Annotated in this window: 16 protein-coding genes and 3 tRNA genes; 15 read left to right on the top strand and 4 right to left on the bottom strand. The window is 45.9% G+C overall.

Annotated elements, in window-relative coordinates:
• Nucleotides 1–4: 4 nt before the first annotated feature.
• Nucleotides 5–3,484 carry an autotransporter outer membrane beta-barrel domain-containing protein gene (locus HCX92_RS00095; protein WP_169292888.1) on the bottom strand — a complete coding sequence of 1,160 codons (3,480 nt, stop codon included), beginning with the start codon at nucleotides 3,482–3,484 and terminating at the stop codon, nucleotides 5–7.
• A gap of 160 nt (nucleotides 3,485–3,644) precedes the next feature.
• Nucleotides 3,645–5,054: a tRNA uridine-5-carboxymethylaminomethyl(34) synthesis GTPase MnmE gene (gene mnmE, locus HCX92_RS00090; protein WP_169292887.1), complete on the bottom strand. Its 1,410-nt coding sequence runs from the start codon at nucleotides 5,052–5,054 to the stop codon at nucleotides 3,645–3,647.
• Nucleotides 5,055–5,167: 113 nt separating this feature from the next.
• On the opposite strand from mnmE, the gene HCX92_RS00085 reads away from it, so the two are divergent.
• From HCX92_RS00085 to HCX92_RS00055, 7 genes are all read left to right on the top strand, one after another.
• Entirely contained in the window at nucleotides 5,168–5,857 is a 690-nt protein-coding gene (locus tag HCX92_RS00085) for a response regulator (protein ID WP_169292886.1), read from the top strand.
• Nucleotides 5,844–7,271: a sensor histidine kinase gene (locus HCX92_RS00080; RefSeq protein WP_248289957.1), complete on the top strand. Its 1,428-nt coding sequence runs from the start codon at nucleotides 5,844–5,846 to the stop codon at nucleotides 7,269–7,271. Before HCX92_RS00085 ends, HCX92_RS00080 begins: the two co-directional genes overlap by 14 nt.
• A gap of 63 nt (nucleotides 7,272–7,334) precedes the next feature.
• Entirely contained in the window at nucleotides 7,335–8,342 is a 1,008-nt protein-coding gene (locus HCX92_RS00075; protein ID WP_371808370.1) for a Bug family tripartite tricarboxylate transporter substrate binding protein, read from the top strand.
• Nucleotides 8,343–8,411: 69 nt separating this feature from the next.
• Nucleotides 8,412–8,855, top strand: coding sequence for a tripartite tricarboxylate transporter TctB family protein (locus HCX92_RS00070; protein ID WP_169292884.1), 444 nt, complete (start codon nucleotides 8,412–8,414; stop codon nucleotides 8,853–8,855).
• Nucleotides 8,852–10,378: a tripartite tricarboxylate transporter permease gene (locus HCX92_RS00065; RefSeq protein WP_169292883.1), complete on the top strand. Its 1,527-nt coding sequence runs from the start codon at nucleotides 8,852–8,854 to the stop codon at nucleotides 10,376–10,378. The genes HCX92_RS00070 and HCX92_RS00065 overlap by 4 nt, the downstream gene beginning before the upstream one ends.
• A 6-nt stretch (nucleotides 10,379–10,384) precedes the next feature.
• Nucleotides 10,385–11,440 carry an AbrB family transcriptional regulator gene (locus HCX92_RS00060; protein ID WP_169292882.1) on the top strand — a complete coding sequence of 352 codons (1,056 nt, stop codon included), beginning with the start codon at nucleotides 10,385–10,387 and terminating at the stop codon, nucleotides 11,438–11,440.
• A 49-nt stretch (nucleotides 11,441–11,489) separates the two neighbouring features.
• Complete coding sequence (locus HCX92_RS00055) at nucleotides 11,490–12,908, top strand: DHA2 family efflux MFS transporter permease subunit (RefSeq protein ID WP_169292881.1); 1,419 nt, start codon at nucleotides 11,490–11,492, stop codon at nucleotides 12,906–12,908.
• A gap of 157 nt (nucleotides 12,909–13,065) precedes the next feature.
• Here HCX92_RS00055 and HCX92_RS00050 read toward each other — a convergent pair whose 3' ends face one another.
• Both HCX92_RS00050 and HCX92_RS00045 read right to left on the bottom strand, forming a co-directional pair.
• A complete protein-coding gene (locus HCX92_RS00050; RefSeq protein WP_169292880.1) occupies nucleotides 13,066–13,494 on the bottom strand; it encodes an HIT family protein in 429 nt (142 codons plus the stop codon).
• A 459-nt stretch (nucleotides 13,495–13,953) separates the two neighbouring features.
• The gene (locus tag HCX92_RS00045) at nucleotides 13,954–15,120 is read right to left on the bottom strand and encodes a methionine aminotransferase (protein ID WP_169292879.1); all 1,167 of its coding nucleotides are present in this window, start codon (nucleotides 15,118–15,120) and stop codon (nucleotides 13,954–13,956) included.
• A 321-nt stretch (nucleotides 15,121–15,441) separates the two neighbouring features.
• On the opposite strand from HCX92_RS00045, the gene mnmG reads away from it, so the two are divergent.
• The 8 genes from mnmG to HCX92_RS00005 all read left to right on the top strand — a co-directional run.
• Entirely contained in the window at nucleotides 15,442–17,355 is a 1,914-nt protein-coding gene (gene mnmG / locus HCX92_RS00040) for a tRNA uridine-5-carboxymethylaminomethyl(34) synthesis enzyme MnmG (RefSeq protein WP_169292878.1), read from the top strand.
• Nucleotides 17,356–17,363: 8 nt separating this feature from the next.
• The gene (gene rsmG / locus HCX92_RS00035) at nucleotides 17,364–18,017 is read left to right on the top strand and encodes a 16S rRNA (guanine(527)-N(7))-methyltransferase RsmG (protein WP_169292877.1); all 654 of its coding nucleotides are present in this window, start codon (nucleotides 17,364–17,366) and stop codon (nucleotides 18,015–18,017) included.
• A 3-nt stretch (nucleotides 18,018–18,020) separates the two neighbouring features.
• Nucleotides 18,021–18,839, top strand: a complete 819-nt coding sequence (locus HCX92_RS00030; RefSeq protein ID WP_169292876.1) for a ParA family protein — start codon at nucleotides 18,021–18,023, stop codon at nucleotides 18,837–18,839.
• Complete coding sequence (locus HCX92_RS00025; protein ID WP_169292875.1) at nucleotides 18,829–19,812, top strand: ParB/RepB/Spo0J family partition protein; 984 nt, start codon at nucleotides 18,829–18,831, stop codon at nucleotides 19,810–19,812. Before HCX92_RS00030 ends, HCX92_RS00025 begins: the two co-directional genes overlap by 11 nt.
• A 106-nt stretch (nucleotides 19,813–19,918) precedes the next feature.
• Nucleotides 19,919–20,004: transfer RNA gene (locus HCX92_RS00020), tRNA-Tyr, on the top strand.
• 88 nt (nucleotides 20,005–20,092) lie between these two features.
• Nucleotides 20,093–20,166: transfer RNA gene (locus tag HCX92_RS00015), tRNA-Gly, on the top strand.
• A 37-nt stretch (nucleotides 20,167–20,203) separates the two neighbouring features.
• Nucleotides 20,204–20,278 (top strand) — tRNA-Thr (locus HCX92_RS00010).
• 45 nt (nucleotides 20,279–20,323) lie between these two features.
• The coding region (locus HCX92_RS00005; protein ID WP_248289956.1) for a GTP-binding protein at nucleotides 20,324–20,613 on the top strand (290 nt) is incomplete at its 3' end.

Raw genomic sequence — 20,613 nt, 5'->3', positions numbered from 1 at the left:
AGCCTTAAAACTCCCAGACTGCACGGGCAGTGATTTTATGCACCGTCGTCCGTTTACTTAACTCGGCATCATAACCTACCATTACAGACATCCCTTCACGTACCAAAGCGCGGTAGGCAAGCCCTAACTCAAAGCTGTTGCGTGAAAGGTCATCACCCGACAGGTTAAACGTGTTTCCACCCGATACAAAACGGGCGTTCACATCGGGCAAATCACGGAACTCATGCAAGTAACGGGCACGGAACCGCAAGCTGCCTTGATCCTCAAACTGATGATTAAGTTCCGCACCCAATACCGATTGAACAGAAGTCGTCGTCAATTTATCGATATGTTGGGCAATTGCACTGTTACCATCTTCAGTATAGCTGTCAGTCCTGAGGCGGCTGGCACGTACACTTGCCAGCCAGCGCCCGTTCCAGCCCGGCGCAAGCTGGAATGGCAGTCCCAACTCAAAGCGTCCACTAACATTCCAGCCAGAATAATCACCATTCACAGTGCTGTCGAATCCGTTAAACCGTACTCGCCGCTCGCTTTTATAATCGTTATAACCCACCGCCAAGGCAGCATCAAAGGTCCAGGCGTCAGTATTGTAACTATAGTAAGTACCCAGATTATAGTTATCCAGTTTCACTTCATCGCCAGTGGCACTTGAGATTCCTTTGGCCTTGGCTTTATTGGCAGACAGTGAAACACCCAAGATTGCATTAGCGGATTGATCAAATTCAAGACCTGCAGCCAAACCACCACTATTTAATTTAAATCCATCTTGCCGGTCATGCTCTTTTTGCTTTCCCCAAGCGCCTAAACCCATGGCCCACAAGCGATAACTGTCATTACCTCCTGTTGTCAAACCACGAGGGGCTGTTGACAAGTCATTACCTCTAACCGCATCCATACGATCAAAAAATGAGGACATGACTGAATTTGTGGCTAATTGCGTTACTTTAGCGGCAGCCCCATTGGTTTGAGGCGCAAGTTGACGCAAGGCATCCGATAATTGGTCTGTCGTGTTTAAATCAGAAACAGCCTGTAGCAGTGGTTCGGCTGTCTGGCTTCCTTGTAGAGCCAATTGATCTAAAGCTGAAAGCGTTGTATTCTGGTTGCCAGACAGCGCATTAGTGACCGCGATTGGCCGGATCGCATTCAACACCAAATCATTGCCTGAACGGTTAAGGCTATATGACATTAATGAAGAAGAATTCCAGATGGCCAGATTTTCCGGATTCGCCTCCAAACCCAGGCTGGAAACAATACGGTAACTGGCACCATTTGCAATGTAGCCCCGTGAGACGGGTTGAATGGTTGCACCATCTGCCAGCGTTGCGATACCCAGGACATTGATCCGGTCTGAACGGTCTTTACCCGCTACACCCACTTCTAGCACCCCATTGGCAGTTTGTGTATAGTTACCACCAACATTAATAATGCGATCGGCTTGCTCACCAGATGTCTTAAGCGTTCCGTTCACGCTTAAGTTACCCTCTACATCCAGATTTCCACCAAACGTGGTGTTACCGCCGGTAATGTTGATATTCTGGATATTCTGCAGATCGCCACGGGCAAAAAACTGTGTACCTGCCGTTTCCAAGGTATTGTTACCTGTACCTCCGTCAATGGTACCGTTGACTTTACCGCCAAACAGCCGCAGAAGGTCATCACCTGCACCCAAATCAATGGCTTTACCATTGTGACCGGTAATGAACCCATAGTTAATTAAAATATCGTTTCCGCCACCCATTTGTACGGCAGCAGCAGGGGTTGTGCTGCCTAATTCATCCACACGCATTGCATCAGGCCCCCCTTCGATGACACCAGTTGCATAATTAACCAACAAGTCGGCGTAATCACCCACCAAACCAATCGCTGTTTTACGTTCGCCAATAATGCTGCCTTCGTTATAAATACGGGCCGTTGCACCTGTTGTTGAGCCTGTATCACGCGCAGTTACCGGATTATTGGTTATGGTGCCGTTCGCGCCGTCATCAAGCAAGATACCCGTTGATTGACCATAAATTTCCGCTCCCTTCTTGTTGATAATGACACCGCCACCCGCCGCAATACCATCCGCACCATTTGGACGGCCACCCGAGTCATATCCACCTGCACCCGTACCACGAATGCTACCGGCGTTATAAATATAAGCAACACCGTCAATATCCACGCCATCACCATCACCATTGCTATTCGTATTTGTAGTGATGGTTTGCCCGTTAATCGTCACGGTTGGACTGTTAACCTCATGCGAATAAACATTCCCTTCACCGGCATAGTTGCCGCTAATGTCTCCATGGTTAATAACAACGCCGTAACCATCCAAACCGATACCTGAACCATTCTTACCGGTAATCGTACCGCTCGCGTAGTTGATCATGACGGGATTGGCGATGGTAACGTCTGAGGTGGTGACTCCATCAAGGTGTTTATCAAAAACCACACCGTTTGGACCCGTTGCTGTTATTGAAAGCAAAGGAGCGGTCATCAGTTGCTCATGACTGCCCGACAAACTGGCGCTGGCCAAATCCGTCAAATGGGATGAAACGGCAACCGGAGCTCCTCCGTCAATTCCATGGCGAGGGCCGGTTATGTTTCCATAATTAAGAATCGCTACATTGCTGCGCTCATCCTGAATGGCTACGCCATCAGATGCGCTGAAATCCGCCGTGGAAATGCCATGTAAATACTGATCGGAATCGCCTGCACTACTGGTATTGACCATGCCGGTAGAGTAAATGCTACCGTAATTCGTTAGCGTCACGTTCGTACCCAGGCGAATGGCGTCGTTGGAATCGGCACGGATTACTGCCAATTTATTGGTTTCAGAACCGTTAATAACCGTATTGCTCGTGCTGCTGTAGTCTTTATCTGCGATCACGGCACGGCTGGTCGTGTCACTGGTGCCGCCGCCTTCATTTCTTTGCCAGATCGTACCCTGGTTGTCCAACGTGAAGCTGCCCGCTTTCCGGTCAAATCGGATAGCCGCTGATTTCCCGCTGCCATAAGCGTCAATCAGTCCGCCTACTGCGTTATTGATAATGACATTGGGCGTTTTATCCTCAACATCAATACCAAAGCCCGAAGTACCCGTTTGGGTAATGACCCCGCTATTACTCAAGATATAGGAGCCGTTAACATCAAGCTTAATCGTTGACCCACCCACGGCACCAATAAGCCCCCTGTTTTCCAGTATGAAAACAGGGGTGGCCGATGCCGTATCAATGGCATTACCCGTCCCTGTCTGGCTGATAATACCGTCATTAACAAGGGTTGATACTCCATTACCGACTTCTACCGCATCATTGGATCCTGACGTAGTCAATGTGCCACCTGCCTCGACAGTACCAAGGTCAAGATTGGATAAAGTTTGTTTGTTTGTCTCTGTTGTACCGCTGGCCACTGTAAAACTGGCTGCGTAAGAACTTGAAATAAATGAGACCTGCAAGGCGGCCACTAATGTTAGTAGCCTGAAATTATTATTGAAATTCAAAACAATGGCCTTTGTGTGAAATTAGAATTAGCAACACTCTAAAAGGCTAAAATGAAAACTTTGTGACAATATCTGACATCTTGAAAATATCAGGAACACCAAGCTTGATTTCTTCCAATTTCACAACACATTTCAAGCCGTTCAAGAAGACTAAAGCAGATCACTTCCCTATGCAGAAAGAAGAAAAGATCTCCCCCAGCAAATCATCACTGCTGAATTGCCCGGTAATCTTGCACAACTCATCATGCGCCAGCCTGAGTTCCTCGGCAAACAGGTCCAGCACCCGGTCATCATGGCTGGCATGCTCCTGGGCCATCTGCAAATGCTCATTGGCACTGTTCAGGGCGTGCAAATGCCGTTCACGGGCCAGCCAGGGAGATTCGGCACTGGGGTTCCAGCCGGCAATGTCCAGCAGTTTATGACGCAAGGTATCCAGGCCCATTTCCTGTTTGGCGGAAACCAGGATGGCCAGGGCTTCATGCCCGTTCTCTTCGCTTGTCTGTTCAACCTGTTCCCGCATGCGCTTCAGGGCGGCCTCATCCAATAAATCCATCTTGTTGAACACTTTCAATACCGGGGTACGGGCAGGCAAACGACGGGTAATCTCAATATCCAGCTCATCATTGGGTGAACGGGCATCCTGCAAATGCACAATGACGTTGGCCTTTTCAATCTCGGCCCAGGTCCGTGCTATACCAATGCTTTCAACCGTATCGTCGGTTTCCCGCAAGCCCGCCGTGTCAACAATATGAATGGGTACGCCCTGAATGTGAATCTGCTGACTGACCTTGTCACGTGTGGTACCGGCAATCGGGGTCACAATCGCCACTTCATCGCCTGCCAGCGCATTCAGCAAACTGGACTTGCCCACATTGGGCTGGCCCGCCAGTACCACGTGCATGCCTTCACGCAAAATCATGCCTTGTTTGGCCTGCCTGATCAAATGGTACAAATCATCCTGGATGCTTTGCAGTTCTTCCCTGGCCTGGTATTTTTCAAGGAATTCAATTTCCTCTTCCGGAAAATCCAGTGTGGCCTCTACCAGCATGCGCAAATGCACCACCCGGTCGGCCAAGGCATTAACCAGGTTGGAAAAAGAACCGCTTAAAGAAGCCATCGCGCTGCGTGCAGCCGCCTCTGAAGAGGCATCAATCAAGTCGGCCACGGCTTCGGCCTGGGCCAGATCAAGACGGTTATTCAAAAATGCCCGTTGGGTAAATTCACCGGGCTCGGCATGACGCAGGTCAATACCAATTTCCCGACCAACCTCAAGGCAACGCTGCATGATCCGTTTAAGCACGGCCGGGCCGCCATGCCCTTGCAATTCAAGCACATCTTCACCGGTATAAGAATGCGGTGCCTTGAAAAACAGGGCAATCCCTTCATCAATCGCCTGTCCGCCTGCATCCGGGAAAGGCAGGTAATGGGCGTGGCGAACCTGCAATTCCCGATTGAAAAATTGCCGTATAAACACGCTTAAATCAGGGGCTGAAACCCTGACAACACCAATACCGCCCCGGCCGGGTGCTGTTGCAATGGCAACAATGGGTACATTATTTGAAGTCATCATTTTTTTATGCCGAATAACCAGATACCTGAATTATAAGGGGTACGATACACAAGAACCTTTTAGGGCATAATATAGCGGAAGTAATCCTTCTTCATTAACACACCATTTGCCCAATGCGTATTTTATTAATCGAAGACGAACCCGATCTGGCCCAATGGTTAATGCGTAGCCTGCGCAACCAGGCCGGCTTCACCATTGAATGGTCCAATGACGGTTTGGTCGCCTACAAGCGATTGCAGGTAGAAGAGTTTGATGCCATTATCCTTGACTTGGGCATCCCTGGCATGGATGGCAATACCCTTCTAAGCCGGCTGCGAGCCGAAGATGACCGTACGCCCATCCTTATACTGACCGCCCGGGATTCCCTTGCCGATCGTGTGGAGACCCTGGAATCAGGAGCGGATGACTTCCTGCCAAAACCTTTCATGATTGAAGAACTGGTTGCCAGGCTTAATGCCCTTATACGCAGAAGCCGTGGCAGGGACAAACCACGCTTAAGCTGTGGTGACCTGAGCTACGATGTGGGAAAACACCAATTCCTGGTTAAGCAGCAAATGCTGCAGGTTACCCCCCGTGAAAGTGAAGTCCTGGCCATCCTTATCCGGAAAAGTGAAGAGCCCGTTAACAAGAAATTCATACTTGAACGCTTATTGGCTCATGATAATGATGAGGAAATCGGCATAGAATCCATTGAAGTCATCATTCACCGGTTACGCAAAAAACTTCAACCTTCCACGGTACAAATCACCACTTTGCGGGGTATTGGCTATTGCCTTGAACCCATTCCCGATGATGAAATTTAAAAGCCTGAAATCAACATTGCTCTGGCTATTGATACCGGCATTGGTCATCACCATGCTGATTTCGCTCTGGGCCTCAAACCTTGAGTTAAGGGGACAAGTCAACACGGCATTCGACCGCTCCCTGGCCGGTGCCATCCGTTCCATTGAAGTCAACATCAAGACCGAAGATGGTGGCCTGGCCATGGAACAACCCTTTTACATGCTTGAGTTCTTTGAACTGACCACGCGCAGTACCGCCTATTTCAGAGTCGCCACCGAAGACAAGCTGACAGAAATCGGCTATGTTGACCTGCCCTTGCCAACGACCCCGCTGGAAACCGGTAAAGCCGTTTTTTACAACCGGAATTATCTTGACCAGCCCATGCGGATTGCCGCCATTGCCATTCACCCTAAAAAAGGCCTGCTTTATGACCCTGATAGCCGTATCATCATCCAGGTTGCCGAAAGCATGTCCAGCCGGGAAGCCTTCATCAACCAGCTCATCTGGCAATCGATCCGTAAAGACTTTGTAGTACTTGCCATTTTTATTCTTTTGCTTTCCGGCGGCATTATCATTGCGCTTCGTCCCTTAAAAGCACTCAGCAAAGAAATCAAGAATCGCTCCGTTGACAATTTGCTGCCCATTGATGAAAAAGAGTTGCCCAAAGAAATCAAACCTTTGGTCCAGGCCATTAATCTTCACCTGGCGCGTTACATCAAGCGGAATATTACCCAGCAACAGTTTCTTGATGACGCCTCCCACCAATTGCGCACACCACTTTCCGTATTGACCATGCAGGTGGATTATGCAAAGAAACTGGCTATAACCACCGAAATGGAAGAAGTGTTAAGCGCCATACAGCAAAGACTGGGTAATACGATTCAGCTCACCAATCAATTACTGGCATTGGCAAAGGTTCGTGATGCCGCAGATAAACTGACGGCCAATGTTTCACGTGAAACAATTGATATTTGCCAGCTGGCTGCCGAAGTGGTAAGCAACTTATTACCGACGGCACGCAAGAAAAGAATGGATTATGGACAGGAACTGCCCGAACATCCCGTCATGATTAATGGCATTGAATGGCTGCTTAAGGAGGCCTTAAGCAATCTTATTAACAATGCCATTAAATATTGTCCTGTCCGCGCCCAGATTACCGTTTCTGTCCTGGAGGAAAAAGAGCATATTATTTTACAGGTTGAAGATAACGGCCCCGGCATGAGTCCGGAAGATATTGCCCTGGCAGGCAAACGCTTTCGCAGGGGCACATCGGGCAAGGAAAAATACGGATCGGGATTAGGACTGGCCATTGTGAGCACAATTGCCGAAATCAACCGGGCCAGGCTTGAAATTGTTTCCAAAACCAATCAAACAGGCCTTATTGTTCGGCTGGTATTCCATAAAATCCCTAAGGATTACCCTGATAAAAGCTGATTTTCATCAAATTGAAAGCTAATCGAAAGCTTCAGTTTTGTATCGTTAAGTCCTTAACTATTAATGGAGACTGTAATGATACTTTATAAAAAAACCTTATCGTTCCTGACCGCAAGCTTACTGGGCCTTGCTTGCCTTGGCAATGCCCAGGCACAAGAACAGCCCAAAAAACCCGAGTGTATTGCACCGGCACAACCCGGTGGCGGTTTTGACCTGACCTGTCGACTGGCCCAGAATGGTTTTGCCCAAACCAAAATCCTTGAAGCACCCATGCGAACCGTTTACATGCCAGGCGGCATTGGAGCCGTGGCGTATAACAATATCGTGGCTCAACGACCTGCTGATGGCAATGCCATTGTTGCCTTTTCAGGCGGTTCATTGCTCAATCTGGCTCAGGGCAAGTTTGGCAAATACAACGTTAATGACGTGAAATGGCTGGCAGCGGTTGGCAGCGATTATGGCGTTGCCATTGTCCGTAATGACTCCCCTTATACCGATCTCAAATCCTTGATGGAAGCTTTCAAGGCGGATCCCGCCAAAATTGTCCTGGGTGCAGGCGGTTCTGTGGGTAGCCAGGATTGGATGAAAGCGGCCCTGACTGCCAAAGCGGCCGGTGTTGATTACAAAAAAATGCGTTTCGTTGCCTTTGAAGGTGGCGGTGAAGCGGTAACTGCCCTGCGAGGCGGGCATATCCAGGCTTATATGGGAGATGCCGCAGAAGCCCGTACCATGCTTGATGGCGGTGCCCCCATCCGGATTCTGGCTGTTTTCAATGATAAACGTTTGCCTGGAAAAATGTCGGATATTCCTACCGCTGCAGAACAGGGTTTTGATATCAATTGGCCCATCATTCGCGGTTTTTACATGGGTCCCAAAGTATCAGATGGCGAATACAACTGGTGGGTTGACGCGTTTAACAAACTGATGAAAACTCCAGAGTTTGCCCAAATGCAAGAGCAGCAAGGTTTGTTTCCATTTGACAAAACCGGTGCTGAACTGGATAGCTATGTAAAAGAGCGCGTTCAGTTTTATACCGAACTGGCCGATTCTTTTGGCCTGATCAAAAAATAATTCAATAAAAAAACCGTCAGTTCCCCTGTCTGGCAGGGGAACTTCAACGTTTATTAAAAGGTACCTCTTATGGCACTCAATGACAGGGTATTGGGTATTGCCGCCCTATTCTTTGCCGCATTTCTTACCTGGTTTGGCTACGATCTTGAAGCACCGTTTACCTATGAGCCCGTTGGGCCCAAAGCATTTCCGCTTATGCTTGCACTCATCATCGCCATTTGCGGTGTTCGGCTTGCTTACAAAGGTGGCAATACGGTTGAAGCGAATCCGGAAGGCGCCAATTTCCGGATTATGTCCATGGTCATCTATGTTGCCGCCTATGCATTTTTATTTCAATGGATCGGCTTTGTGCTATCTACGGCACTGATGACCATTTTTGTCGGCAGGCTGTTCAATGGCACCTGGATCAAATGCATTATTGGCGGTGTTGTTATGGGTCTTCTGTTCTTTTTTCTTTTTGACAAAGGCCTTGATGTTGTACTGCCTACCGGCATTCTCGGAGATCTCCTATGAGTGGATTAATGGAACATTTATCAATCGGGTTTGGAGTCGCCTTTTCAGGTATCAACCTGCTTGTGGCCGCCCTTGGCTCATTTATTGGCACCATTGTTGGCGTCTTGCCCGGATTGGGGCCCATTAATGGCGTGGCCATGCTAATACCCATTGCCTTTGCCATGCAATTGCCACCAGAGACAGCCCTGATCCTGCTGGCGGCCGTATATGTCGGTGCCGAATATGGTGGACGGATTACCTCTATCCTGATTAACGTACCAGGCGAAGCCGCAGCCGTGATGACCACGCTTGATGGCTATCCGCTGGCACGCCAGGGCTTGGCCAGCGTGGCTCTGTCGCTGTCTGCCTGGTCTTCATTCATTGGTTCCACCATTGCCATTTTTGGCATATTGCTGTTGGCACCGTTACTGGCCAAATGGGCCATTGCTTTCGGTCCTGCCGAATATTTTGTTTTGATGGTATTTGCCTTTTGTGCACTTACCAGCCTATTGGGTGAGCAACCGGTCAAAGGAATTCTGGCAGCCATGATTGGCCTGTCGATTGCCACGGTCGGCGTGGATGCCAACTCTGGCGTCTACCGTTATACCTTTGATTTGCCCAATCTGGCCGATGGTATTGATTTCGTGGTGGTGGTGATTGGTCTTTTTGCAGTTTCTGAAATGCTGCAAATGCTTGAAAACCTGCTTAGCGGTGTATCCATTGATGTTCCCAAAAGCGAACGCAAGCTATTCAATTTAAAAGAAATGGCACTTACCTGGTGGAGTACGGTTCGTGCCGGATTTTTAGGATTCTTCATTGGAATTTTGCCGGGCGCCGGTGCCAGTGTCGCCTCTGCCGTTGCCTATGCCAATGAAAAAAAACTGATTGAAAGCAAAGATCCCGATGCCAAATTCGGCAAAGGAGACATGCGTGGCCTTGCAGCCCCCGAATCCGCCAACAATAGCGCAGCAACCGGTTCATTTATTCCCATGCTGGCATTGGGTGTACCCGGTTCCGGTACAACCGCGGTCATGATGGGTGCACTGACCCTTTACAATATTACACCCGGACCGGTCCTGTTTGATACCCAACCCCAGCTGGTATGGGGGCTGATCGCCTCCCTGTTCATTGCCAACGTCATGCTGCTTTTAATGAACATTCCCATGGTACGGGTATTTGCAGCCATGTTATCCATCCCCTCCTGGTTACTGGTTCCTGGTATTTTATCCATCAGTTTTATCGGTGTATATGCCATTAATGCCACGACATTTGACCTGATGCTGGTGGTTGGAATTGGCGTGATTGGTTATTTCCTGCGGAAAATGAATGTACCTATGGCACCGCTTGTCCTGGGTGTGGTATTGGGTGATATGATGGAACAAAACCTGCGTCGTGCCCTCTCTATTACCAATGGTGAGATTTCCATCTTGTTTGAAAGCCCGATTTCCATCGGCTTGTGGATTGCCGCCGTTCTGGTTGGCGTGGTACCGCCATTGTTCAGGAAATTTTCCAAGAAAAATGAAATCCATGTCCCTGCCAATTGATATGACATGTTTGTAAAATATTTAACCGGATTCCTTGTCGCGCTGTCTGGCGCTTTGGTAGCGGTATGGTTAAGCATACCCCTGCCATGGCTGATTGGTTCACTGTTATTAACAGCCATCACTAAAACAGCCGGCGTCAACAGCACTTCCCACACGGCTTTCCGGAATATTGGTCAATGGGTAATTGGCACCTCCCTGGGTTTGTATTTCACACCCGAAGTTTTGGATATCATCGGCGGCTACTCTCCTTTTATTCTTATCGGAGTGATATTTGCCCTTTTATTGGGAATCAATGGATCTCTTATTTTAAGAAAATGGGGTGATGTGGATTTTAAAACTGCCTGGTTTGCCAGTGCGATTGGCGGGGCCAGTGAAATGGCCAATCTGGCGGAAAAAAACCATGCCAGAACAGATCTGGTTGCTTCGGCACACAGCCTTCGAATGATCATGGTCGTGGTTTCCGTTCCCTTTGCCTTCAAATTCCTGAATATTTCCGGTAATTTTCCAGGAACGGAAACCCTGTATTTTTTTAATACCAGCGGCTTTATCAAGCTCATCGTCCTGACCAGCATCGCCGGTTGGGTTTTCAAGAAACTGTCACTGCCCAACGCCTGGGTCCTGGGTCCTTTACTGGTTAGCGTTCTATTAACCGGCAACGATACCATCCTCACCTATCTGCCAAGTGAACTCTCAAAAATTGGCCAATTGTTTATTGGCTGGTCTCTGGGAGATAAATTCGGCCCTGATTTTTTCAAAAAGGCCCCTCGCTATTTATCCGTAGTCGCCATCAGCAATACGCTTAACATAGTACTGGCATTTGGATTCAGCTACCTGTTATTTCTGGTTTCAGATATCCCCTTTCCGACCCTGGTACTCAGCAATAGTCCTGGCGGCATTGCAGAAATGGCGATTACGGCTAAAGTACTATCACTTGGCGCACCGATCGTCACTGCGTTTCACGTGTCACGCATGGTATTTGTATTGCTCTTAACAAGTCCGCTCTATCATTTATTTGAAAAAAAACTGAAGTCCAACGCTTACATCACGCACCGTACTGACTGAGATCTCCTTTAAACTGAGGTGGTTAAGAACTTCATACACCAACGTTACCATGTCAACTGAATCGAATCATCACGTGAAACCGGACAAAACACAACACGCCACTGCCATTAGGCTGATTCCTTTTATCGTCGGATGCGCCCTTTTCATGCAAATGCTCGACTCGTCTGTCGTGGCAATGGCCTTACCCATGATGGCCGATACGTTCAACACCACGGCAGTTCGCATGAATATTGCCATAACCGCATATCTTATAGCGGTTGCCATTTTTGTTCCCGTTTGTGGTTGGGCCGCAGACCACTTTGGGGCAAAACGGATATTCTTGCTCGCCATCCTGTTATTTTGCCTGACCTCACTGGGCTGCTCAATGGCGCCAACATTTGAGACTTTTATCTTTTTCAGGTTTATGCAAGGCATTGCTGGTGCCATGATGGTGCCCGTAGGACGCATTATCATGTTAAAAACCGTTCCCCGTGAGCAATTACTCAAGGCAACGGCCTTTTTATCCATTCCTGCCTTATTAGGACCCATGCTTGGTCCACCGCTGGGTGGATTTATTGTGACCGTCACTTCCTGGCACTGGATTTTCCTGATCAACATTCCCATGGGTATGCTGGGTATTTTTATGGTACTTAAATATATTCAGGAATACAGGACAGAAAATCCGCCTCGTCTGGACTGGCCCGGTTTCATCTTAAGTGGCATTGCCATGGCTTCTTGTGTATATGGTTTTGAATCCCTGGCCAAAAACCAGGGATTTATCAATGCCTATTTTCTTTTGGCCATTTCTTTTGTCAGTGGGATCCTGTACTGGTTTCATGCAAAACGGGTTGCCAATCCCATTATTGATTTGTCCCTTTTAAAAATACAAAGCTTTGCCATTTCCATTATTGCGGGCAATTTATGCCGCTTTGCCATTGGTTCAACACCATTTTTACTGGCCTTATTGCTACAGATTGGCTTTAATTACTCGCCCTTATCGGCAGGCCTTATTACTTTTGCCGGTGCACTGGGAGCGCTTGCCATGAAGTTTGTTGCCATTCCCATCCTGAAAAAATTTGGGTTTCGCCGCGTGCTAACCGTCAATGCCGTTATTACCGGCTTATTTATTATGGCGTGCGCCTTGTTTACCCTTGAAACCCCCGTCTGGCTCATGACAATGACCCTGCTCTTTGGCGGTTTTTTTCGTTCTCTCGAATTTACATCTGTCAATACCTTGAGTTTTGCCAATATCAAACCTGAAAAAATGAGTCAGGCCAGCAGTTTTTCAGCAACTGCACAACAAGTTGGCATCAGTATGGGTATGGGGATAGCGACCCTCAGCATTGACTTAAGCATGCGCCTGAATGGTTCCCCTACGCCTTCAATCCAGGATATCAAGTCAGGTTTTATTGTTATTGGCGCTGCCTCAATTCTTTCCGCCTTGTGGTTTTACCGACTGAAAAAATCAGCCGGGTCAGGCATGTATTAACCCATTCTGACTCAGAATTGACCCTTGATATCTGTCCCAATTTTCGTTGTATTACAGGTTTCTATGGTAATAAATTTGAATCCATAATAAAAAAAACCGAACCCGGTACAATACCGGGTTCGGTTTTTCAGTCATGTAAAACCAGCCTGTATAAGTATTAATTCAACTCATTAATGGCTGCAACAATTTTTTCTGCCAACGCTTTTATTTCTTCCATATCCCCTTTTACATGTGCATGAGCATGAATATTCTGTCCTTCATAGCGTGGCACCAAATGAAAATGAACATGGTCGACAGTTTGTCCTGCTGCGGCACCATTAAACTGGCTAAGAACAATTCCATCGGCGTTGGTTGCTTTCATAATCGCAGGCGCAATTTTTTTTGCTGTAGAAACACAGGCTTGGGCAGCCTCATACGACAAATCGAACAAATTCGCAGCGGGTTCTTTGGTTAAAACCAATGTATGTCCAACTGTTTGCGGCATGATATCCATCATGACATAAGTTTTATCATCTTCATACACTTTAAATGAAGGTGCCTCACCCCGTAAAATTTTAGCGAAGATATTATTTGTATCGTAAACCATTCCAATTATCCATAAAAGTAGTTAATTCACTGAAAACCGAAGCAATTTGATAATTACTTTAACATAAATCCCAAAAGGTAATTTCAACATCTTAAGCCAAACGACATCGATAAATCGATTAAATGCATTCATTCCTAAGACAATAAAAAACGGCTTGGAATCGTTTTACAACCCTTCAGAAATCATAAAAAAACAGGGTTTTATCCTGTTTTTGCAAAAAAACAGCTGTGGATAACTACTATGAGCATGAAATGTGAATAACTTTTGTATGAAAAGTGAAGAACAAGATCTCAAATTTTGACGCTAAATCTTGTTCAACTTTATCCAATGCTAAAAATAGCTGAACTCAACAAGTAAAAAACAGCATAAAACCCTGTTTTCAATGAAAAAAACAGGGTTTCAATACTTATCCACAGAGCATCTAGTTCTTAATCAGTTATATATAAAGAAAAATAATAACTAAATAGTACTTAGCACTTGCAACGCTTTTTCCAAAGTTTCATTTTTCTTTGCAAAACAAAATCGAACCAAATTATTGTTAGAAGTCAAAGCTGAAGAATCTTTATAAAATGCAGAAACCGGAATCAGCGTAACACCATGTTTTTTTGTCAATTCTGTAGCAAAATCCAATTCATTGATCAATGAGATCTCACTATAATCAGCCAGCATGAAAAAAGTACCTTCACTCTTGATCGGTTTGAAACGGGTATTTAATAACCCGTTATAAAGGTAATCATGTTTTTTCTGATAAAAATCGGACAAATTTAAATACGTGCCGGGATCTTTCATAAATTCGGCAAAAGCATGCTGCATGGGTGAGCTGACAGTAAAAACCACGAACTGATGATTTTTCCTGAATTCTGCAGTCAAGGCTTTAGGTGCGCTGCAATATCCTACTTTCCAACCAGTGGTATGGTAAGTTTTGCCAAAAGATGAGATCACAAATGAACGGCTGGCTAAAAATTCTCGAGTAGATAAACTTAAAAATGGTCTATGACCAAATACAATATGTTCATAAACCTCATCTCCGATCAAAAATATTTCTTTATCTTTGATTAAATCCTCAATAGCATCCAGATCAGAAGATTTCAATGTAAGCCCGGTTGGGTTGTGAGGAAAATTCAGAATAATTAACCGGGTTTTTTCAGTAATGGCATCCTTCACTTTTTGCCAATCAATCGAGTAAGCAGGATTATCCTGGGAAGGAGGAGTCAGGGAAACAAATACCGGGATGCCACCGGCTAATTTTATGCATGGCACATAAGAGTCGTAACATGGTTCGATCACAATCACTTCATCACCAGCATGAACAATGCTCAGTATCGAAGACATCAAAGCCTCAGTGGCTCCATTGGTTACGGTTATTTCTGTATCGGGATTGTAGTTATGTGAATAAAGTTGATTTATTTTATCTGCAATGGCAATTCGTAACGCTGGTATGCCAGGCATATGTGGATACTGGTTATGTCCATTTATCATTGCCTCATTCACCAATGAAACCAATTTTTCATCAGGATTGAAATCCGGAAATCCTTGTCCCAGATTAATTGCATTATGCTCATTGGCCAACTGGCTCATGATAGTAAAAATGGTTGTTCCAACGTCAGGTAATTTTAATTTAATCATTTTATTCACAGTTTTTGTATAACAATTTGAAGCTATATAAATTTTATCAACAAGGCTATAATCCTTATTATGCCTTATTGTAGAGAATGTTATTAACATTTCATACAGACTTGTACATGCTTTTTCATTATATTATTAACAAAGTTATCCACAGAGCTTTATTTTGTTCCACGTGGAACAGCCTCAAAACAATCTTGCCTAAAGATTTTTCGCTTTCCAACAGATAAAAACCAAAATAACTGAAATTTTTGCAAATGTTCCACGTGGAACATTTGTTCTGGATTTATAATCAACTATTGCTATTTTTTTATTAGAAATAAAATGGATTACCCAAACGAGTTTGATGTGATAGTAGTGGGTGGTGGTCATGCTGGAACAGAGGCTGCTTTAGCTTCTGCCCGCACTGGTGCCAAAACATTATTACTGACACATAATATTGAAACCTTAGGTCAAATGTCTTGCAATCCTTCAATTGGAGGGATTGGTAAGGGGCACCTGGTAAAAGAAATTGATGCGCTTGGTGGTGCAATGGCACTGGCAGCAGATGAGGCTGGAATTCAATTCAGAATATTAAACAGCTCAAAAGGACCTGCCGTACGTGCAACAAGGGTGCAGGCAGACAGGGTGCTGTATCGACAAGCCATACGTACCCGGCTTGAAAATCAGGAGAACCTCTGGTTGTTCCAACAGGCTGTTGATGATCTGATTGTTGAGGGTGATCGGGTAGTTGGCGCGGTAACGCAAATTGGTCTTAAATTCAGATCACGTGCTGTGGTGTTAACAACGGGCACATTTTTGAATGGGCTTGTTCATGTTGGGTTGAAGAATTATTCTGCAGGTCGTGCCGGTGATCCTCCGGCCATCAGTCTTGCCCATAGATTAAAAGAGTTGAAGCTTCCTCAGGGACGACTTAAAACCGGAACGCCTCCACGTATAGATGCCAGAACAATTGATTTTTCCAATTTGATTGAGCAGCCTGGAGATCTGGATCCAATACCTGTTTTTTCATATATGGGGAATGCGCAAATGCACCCCCGGCAGTTGCCTTGCTGGATTACTTATACTAATGAGAGAACCCATGAAATTATCAGGGGTGGGCTGGACAGATCTCCCATGTATACGGGAGTGATTGATGGTATTGGACCACGCTATTGTCCTTCAATTGAAGACAAGGTACATCGTTTTGCGGACAAGAATTCACACCAGGTGTTTCTGGAGCCTGAAGGTTTGACAACCAATGAAATCTATCCGAATGGAATCTCAACCAGTTTGCCTTATGATGTACAACTTGAATTGGTACATTCTTTGCCAGGTCTTGAAAATGCCCATATTCTTCGCCCTGGTTATGCCATTGAGTATGATTATTTTGATCCACGTGGATTAAAAAGCAACCTGGAAACAAAAAGCATTAATGGTTTGTTTTTTGCCGGGCAAATTAATGGAACTACCGGATATGAAGAAGCCGCAGCGCAAGGTTTGCTGGCAGGCCTGAATGCTGCCTTGCAGGTGAAAGGTGAAGCTCCCTGGACGCCACGACGTGATGAAGCTTATTTGGGTGTTCTTGTTGATGACTTGATTACCAAAGGTGTCACCGAACCCTATCGAATGTTTACTTCAAGGGCTGAATACCGTTTGAGTTTGCGTGAAGATAATGCCGATTTCAGGTTAACGGAAATCGGACGAAAGTTGGGTGTGGTACCAGATGACCGTTGGGAATTCTTTAGCCGAAAAAGAGATAATGTGAATGCTGAAATAAAACGGCTGGGTGGCGTCAGGGTTCATCCTAAAACGTTTACCGATGAGCAGGCGCAAACGCTCTTGGGTAAGTCACTTGAACGGGATTACACTTTGGTCGATTTGTTGAAAAGACCGAACGTTAATTACAAAGATCTTGTCAGTGCGATTACTGTCAATGGGGAAACGCTTCATTCAGATATTGAGCTGTCTGAATCGGAAATTGAACAGATTGAAATCCAGGTTAAATATGCCGGTTATATAAATAGGCAGCAGGAAGAAGTACGCCGTCAAAGCACTTATGAGGATCAAAAAATTCCCGTTGACTTGAATTATGATGAAGTGGGAAATTTGTCTTTTGAGGTCCGGCAAAAACTCAGGGAAAGCCGACCTGAAACAATTGGCCAGGCAGGGCGGATTTCAGGTGTCACACCGGCAGCCATTGCATTGTTGCTGATTCATATAAAACGAATGCAATATTCCGATTCAAAAAAGGCATAAGCGTAGTAATGAGTGATTCAAAAAAAAGCCTGTTTGATGCAGCCAGGCAACTCGGGCTTGAAATGAGTGAGGAACAGGCGCAAGCATTGCTTATGTATATAGAGCAGATGCAGCGTTGGAATAAAACCTACAATCTGACGGCATTGAAAAATAAAGAACAAATGCTTGTTCAACATATTTTTGACAGTCTGTCTGTGGTAATGCCGTTAAGAAAAAAACTGGCAGGCAGAAAAACAGTGAATGTACTGGATGTAGGTTCGGGTGGTGGTTTGCCTGGCATTGTCCTGGCTATAATGAATGCCACGTGGAACATTTGTTGCATAGATGCGGTTGAGAAAAAAACCGCTTTCGTGCGTCAGATGTCGGGTGTATTGAAACTACCCAATCTATCTGCACAGCATATTCGCATAGAACAAAGAACCGAACCACAAGTGGACTTGGTTATTTCAAGAGCATTTGCATCCTTGGCTGATTTTGCGTCTTTGGCTGGCAAGCATGTGGATGCATCCGGTTATCTGGTTGCAATGAAAGGGCATTATATTCAGGATGAAGTAAATGAATTGGTATCCAGAACCGAATGGGAAGAGGCGTCACATGAAACGCTTGAAGTTCCGGAACTGGATGCAAAGCGGTGTTTAATCTGGCTGCAGCGTAAAGGGTAGGTCATGGGGAAAGTTGTAAATTCAATTAAGATTTTTTGTATCGCCAATCAAAAAGGCGGGGTAGGTAAAACAACCACGGCAATCAATCTTGCCGCCAGTCTGGCATCACACAAGAAAAGGGTCCTTTTGATAGATTTGGATCCACAGGGTAATGCCACCATGGGAAGCGGTATAGATAAGAATAATTTAAGCTTAAACATATATCAGGTTCTCATTGGAGAAGCGGGTATCGATGAGGCCAGGATACGTTCAGAAAGTGGTGGCTATGATGTATTGCCAGGAAACCGTGAACTATCGGGAGCCGAAATTGATCTGGTGCAAATGGAGAACCGTGAACATCAGTTAAAGCAGGCCATTGATAAAGTAGAGCAAGAATATGATTATGTGCTGATTGACTGTCCACCCACCTTGTCGCTGTTGACGTTAAATGGTCTTTCATGTGCAAATGGCGTAATTATTCCAATGCAATGTGAATATTTTGCACTTGAAGGATTATCGGATCTGGTCAATACCATAAAACGGGTACATAAAAACATCAATCCCGAATTGAAGATGATAGGATTGTTGCGCGTAATGTTCGATGCACGGGTGACTTTGCAGCAACAGGTTTCGGAACAACTGGAATCACACTTTGGTGATCGTGTTTTCAAAACAGTTGTTCCTCGAAATGTAAGGCTGGCAGAAGCGCCAAGTCATGGTTTGCCAGGGATTGTTTATGATAAGTCTTCACGTGGTGCCAAGGCTTATATGCAATTTGGCGCTGAAGTCATTAAACGCGTGAAAATGATGGATAAGGAAAACGGAAATAGAAATGGCAATTAAACCAACGGCAAGTAAAACAGCAACCAAGGCAGCAGGTAAAACAGCCAGCAAGACAGCGGTAAAAAAAACCAAGGGTCTGGGGCGTGGCCTTGCTGCATTGTTGGGAAATGATATTAATGTCCTGGAAGAGATCAGAAATGAGGAGCCGGGCAAATCAGTCCAGCAGCCTACAGTCATTCAGATAGGCAAATTGCAGGCCGGCAAATATCAACCACGAACCCGGATGGATGAAGGTGCCTTGACGGAGTTGGCCGATTCAATCAAAACCCAGGGAATCATGCAGCCGATTTTGGTTCGTCCCTTAAAAGATGATCCAGAAGGCAAATTTGAAATTATTGCGGGTGAGCGGCGTTATCGGGCCGCAATCCTAGCGGGCCTTAAAGAAGTTCCTGTCCTGGTTCGTGAAGTTGCCGATGAAAATGCGGCCATCATGGCGCTTATTGAAAACATCCAGCGCGAAGACCTTAATCCACTCGAAGAGGCCCAGGGTGTGAAGCGTCTTATTGATGAATTCAGCTTTACGCATGAACAGGCCGCACAGGCAATTGGGCGTTCCCGTTCCCTGACCAGCAATTTATTGCGACTGCTGAATCTGGCTGAACCGGTGCAAACCATGTTGCTGGCCGGAGACATTGATATGGGACATGCCCGGGCTTTGCTGGCGGTTGATGCGGCGACACAGATTCTGCTGGCAAACCAGGTGATTGCAAGAAGTTTATCGGTTCGTGAAACAGAAAAACTGGTCAAGCAAACCATTGAAGGTGAAAATAAAAAATCAGCCGGTGTTGTCAAATCCGCTCCTGATCGGGATCTGGTTCGGCTTGAAGAGGCATTGTCTGATCATTTGGGTACCAAAGTTGTTCTCAAGGTCGGTGCAAAAAACAAAGGTCAGCTCATGATTGATTTTCATAGCTGGGAGCATTTGAATTCGTTATTGGAAAAACAGGGATTGTCATCACTCATCGAGCATTAAAGAGTGTGTCAAATTAAAATTCAACAAAAAAACCACTTTTAGTTGGTTTTTTGTTGAAGAGCACTTGACGCATCTAAAATATATGTGCATAATTAAACATTCTCTGGGTGGAGTGCCCGAGTGGCTAAAGGGGGCAGACTGTAAATCTGTTGGCTTGCGCCTACGTTGGTTCGAATCCAACCTCCACCACCAGAGAGCCTAATTAAAAATTATTTGTTCTTTGTGATGGCTATGTGATATCCGTTAAACAATAACAAATAATGGGTCAAGCGAAAGATCCGCGGGTGTAGCACAATGGTAGTGCAACAGCCTTCCAAGCTGATGACGAGGGTTCGATTCCCTTCACCCGCTCCAGACTTGCCGGTAACCTCAATCGGTAAGCACAGAATTCGCCCAAGTGGCTCAGTGGTAGAGCACTCCCTTGGTAAGGGAGAGGTCGCGGGTCCGATTCCCGCCTTGGGCACCATGTAAACTTTGTTATTAATTCCAGCACCATCATCAGGAGTCGGTCATGGCAAAAGGTAAGTTTGAACGTACCAAACCGCACGTAAACGTAGGTACGATCGGTCACGTGGATCACGGTAAAACAACATTGACAGCAGCGATTTGTACTGTTCTGTCAAAAGAGTTCGGCGGTGAAGCGAAAGACTACTCACAAATTGACGCAGCTCCCGAAGAAAAAGCACGCGGTATTACCATCAACACTTCACACGTTGAGTATGAAACTGCAGAGCGCCACTACGCACACGTTGACTGCCCAGGACACGCTGACTATGTTAAAAACATGATCACCGGTGCTGC

Source organism: Advenella sp. EE-W14 (genome assembly GCF_012923605.1).
Classification (GTDB): Bacteria; Pseudomonadota; Gammaproteobacteria; order Burkholderiales; family Burkholderiaceae_B; genus Advenella; species Advenella alkanexedens.
Note: the sequence above shows the minus strand (reverse complement) of the source record. Positions and strands in the feature narration are given on the sequence as shown.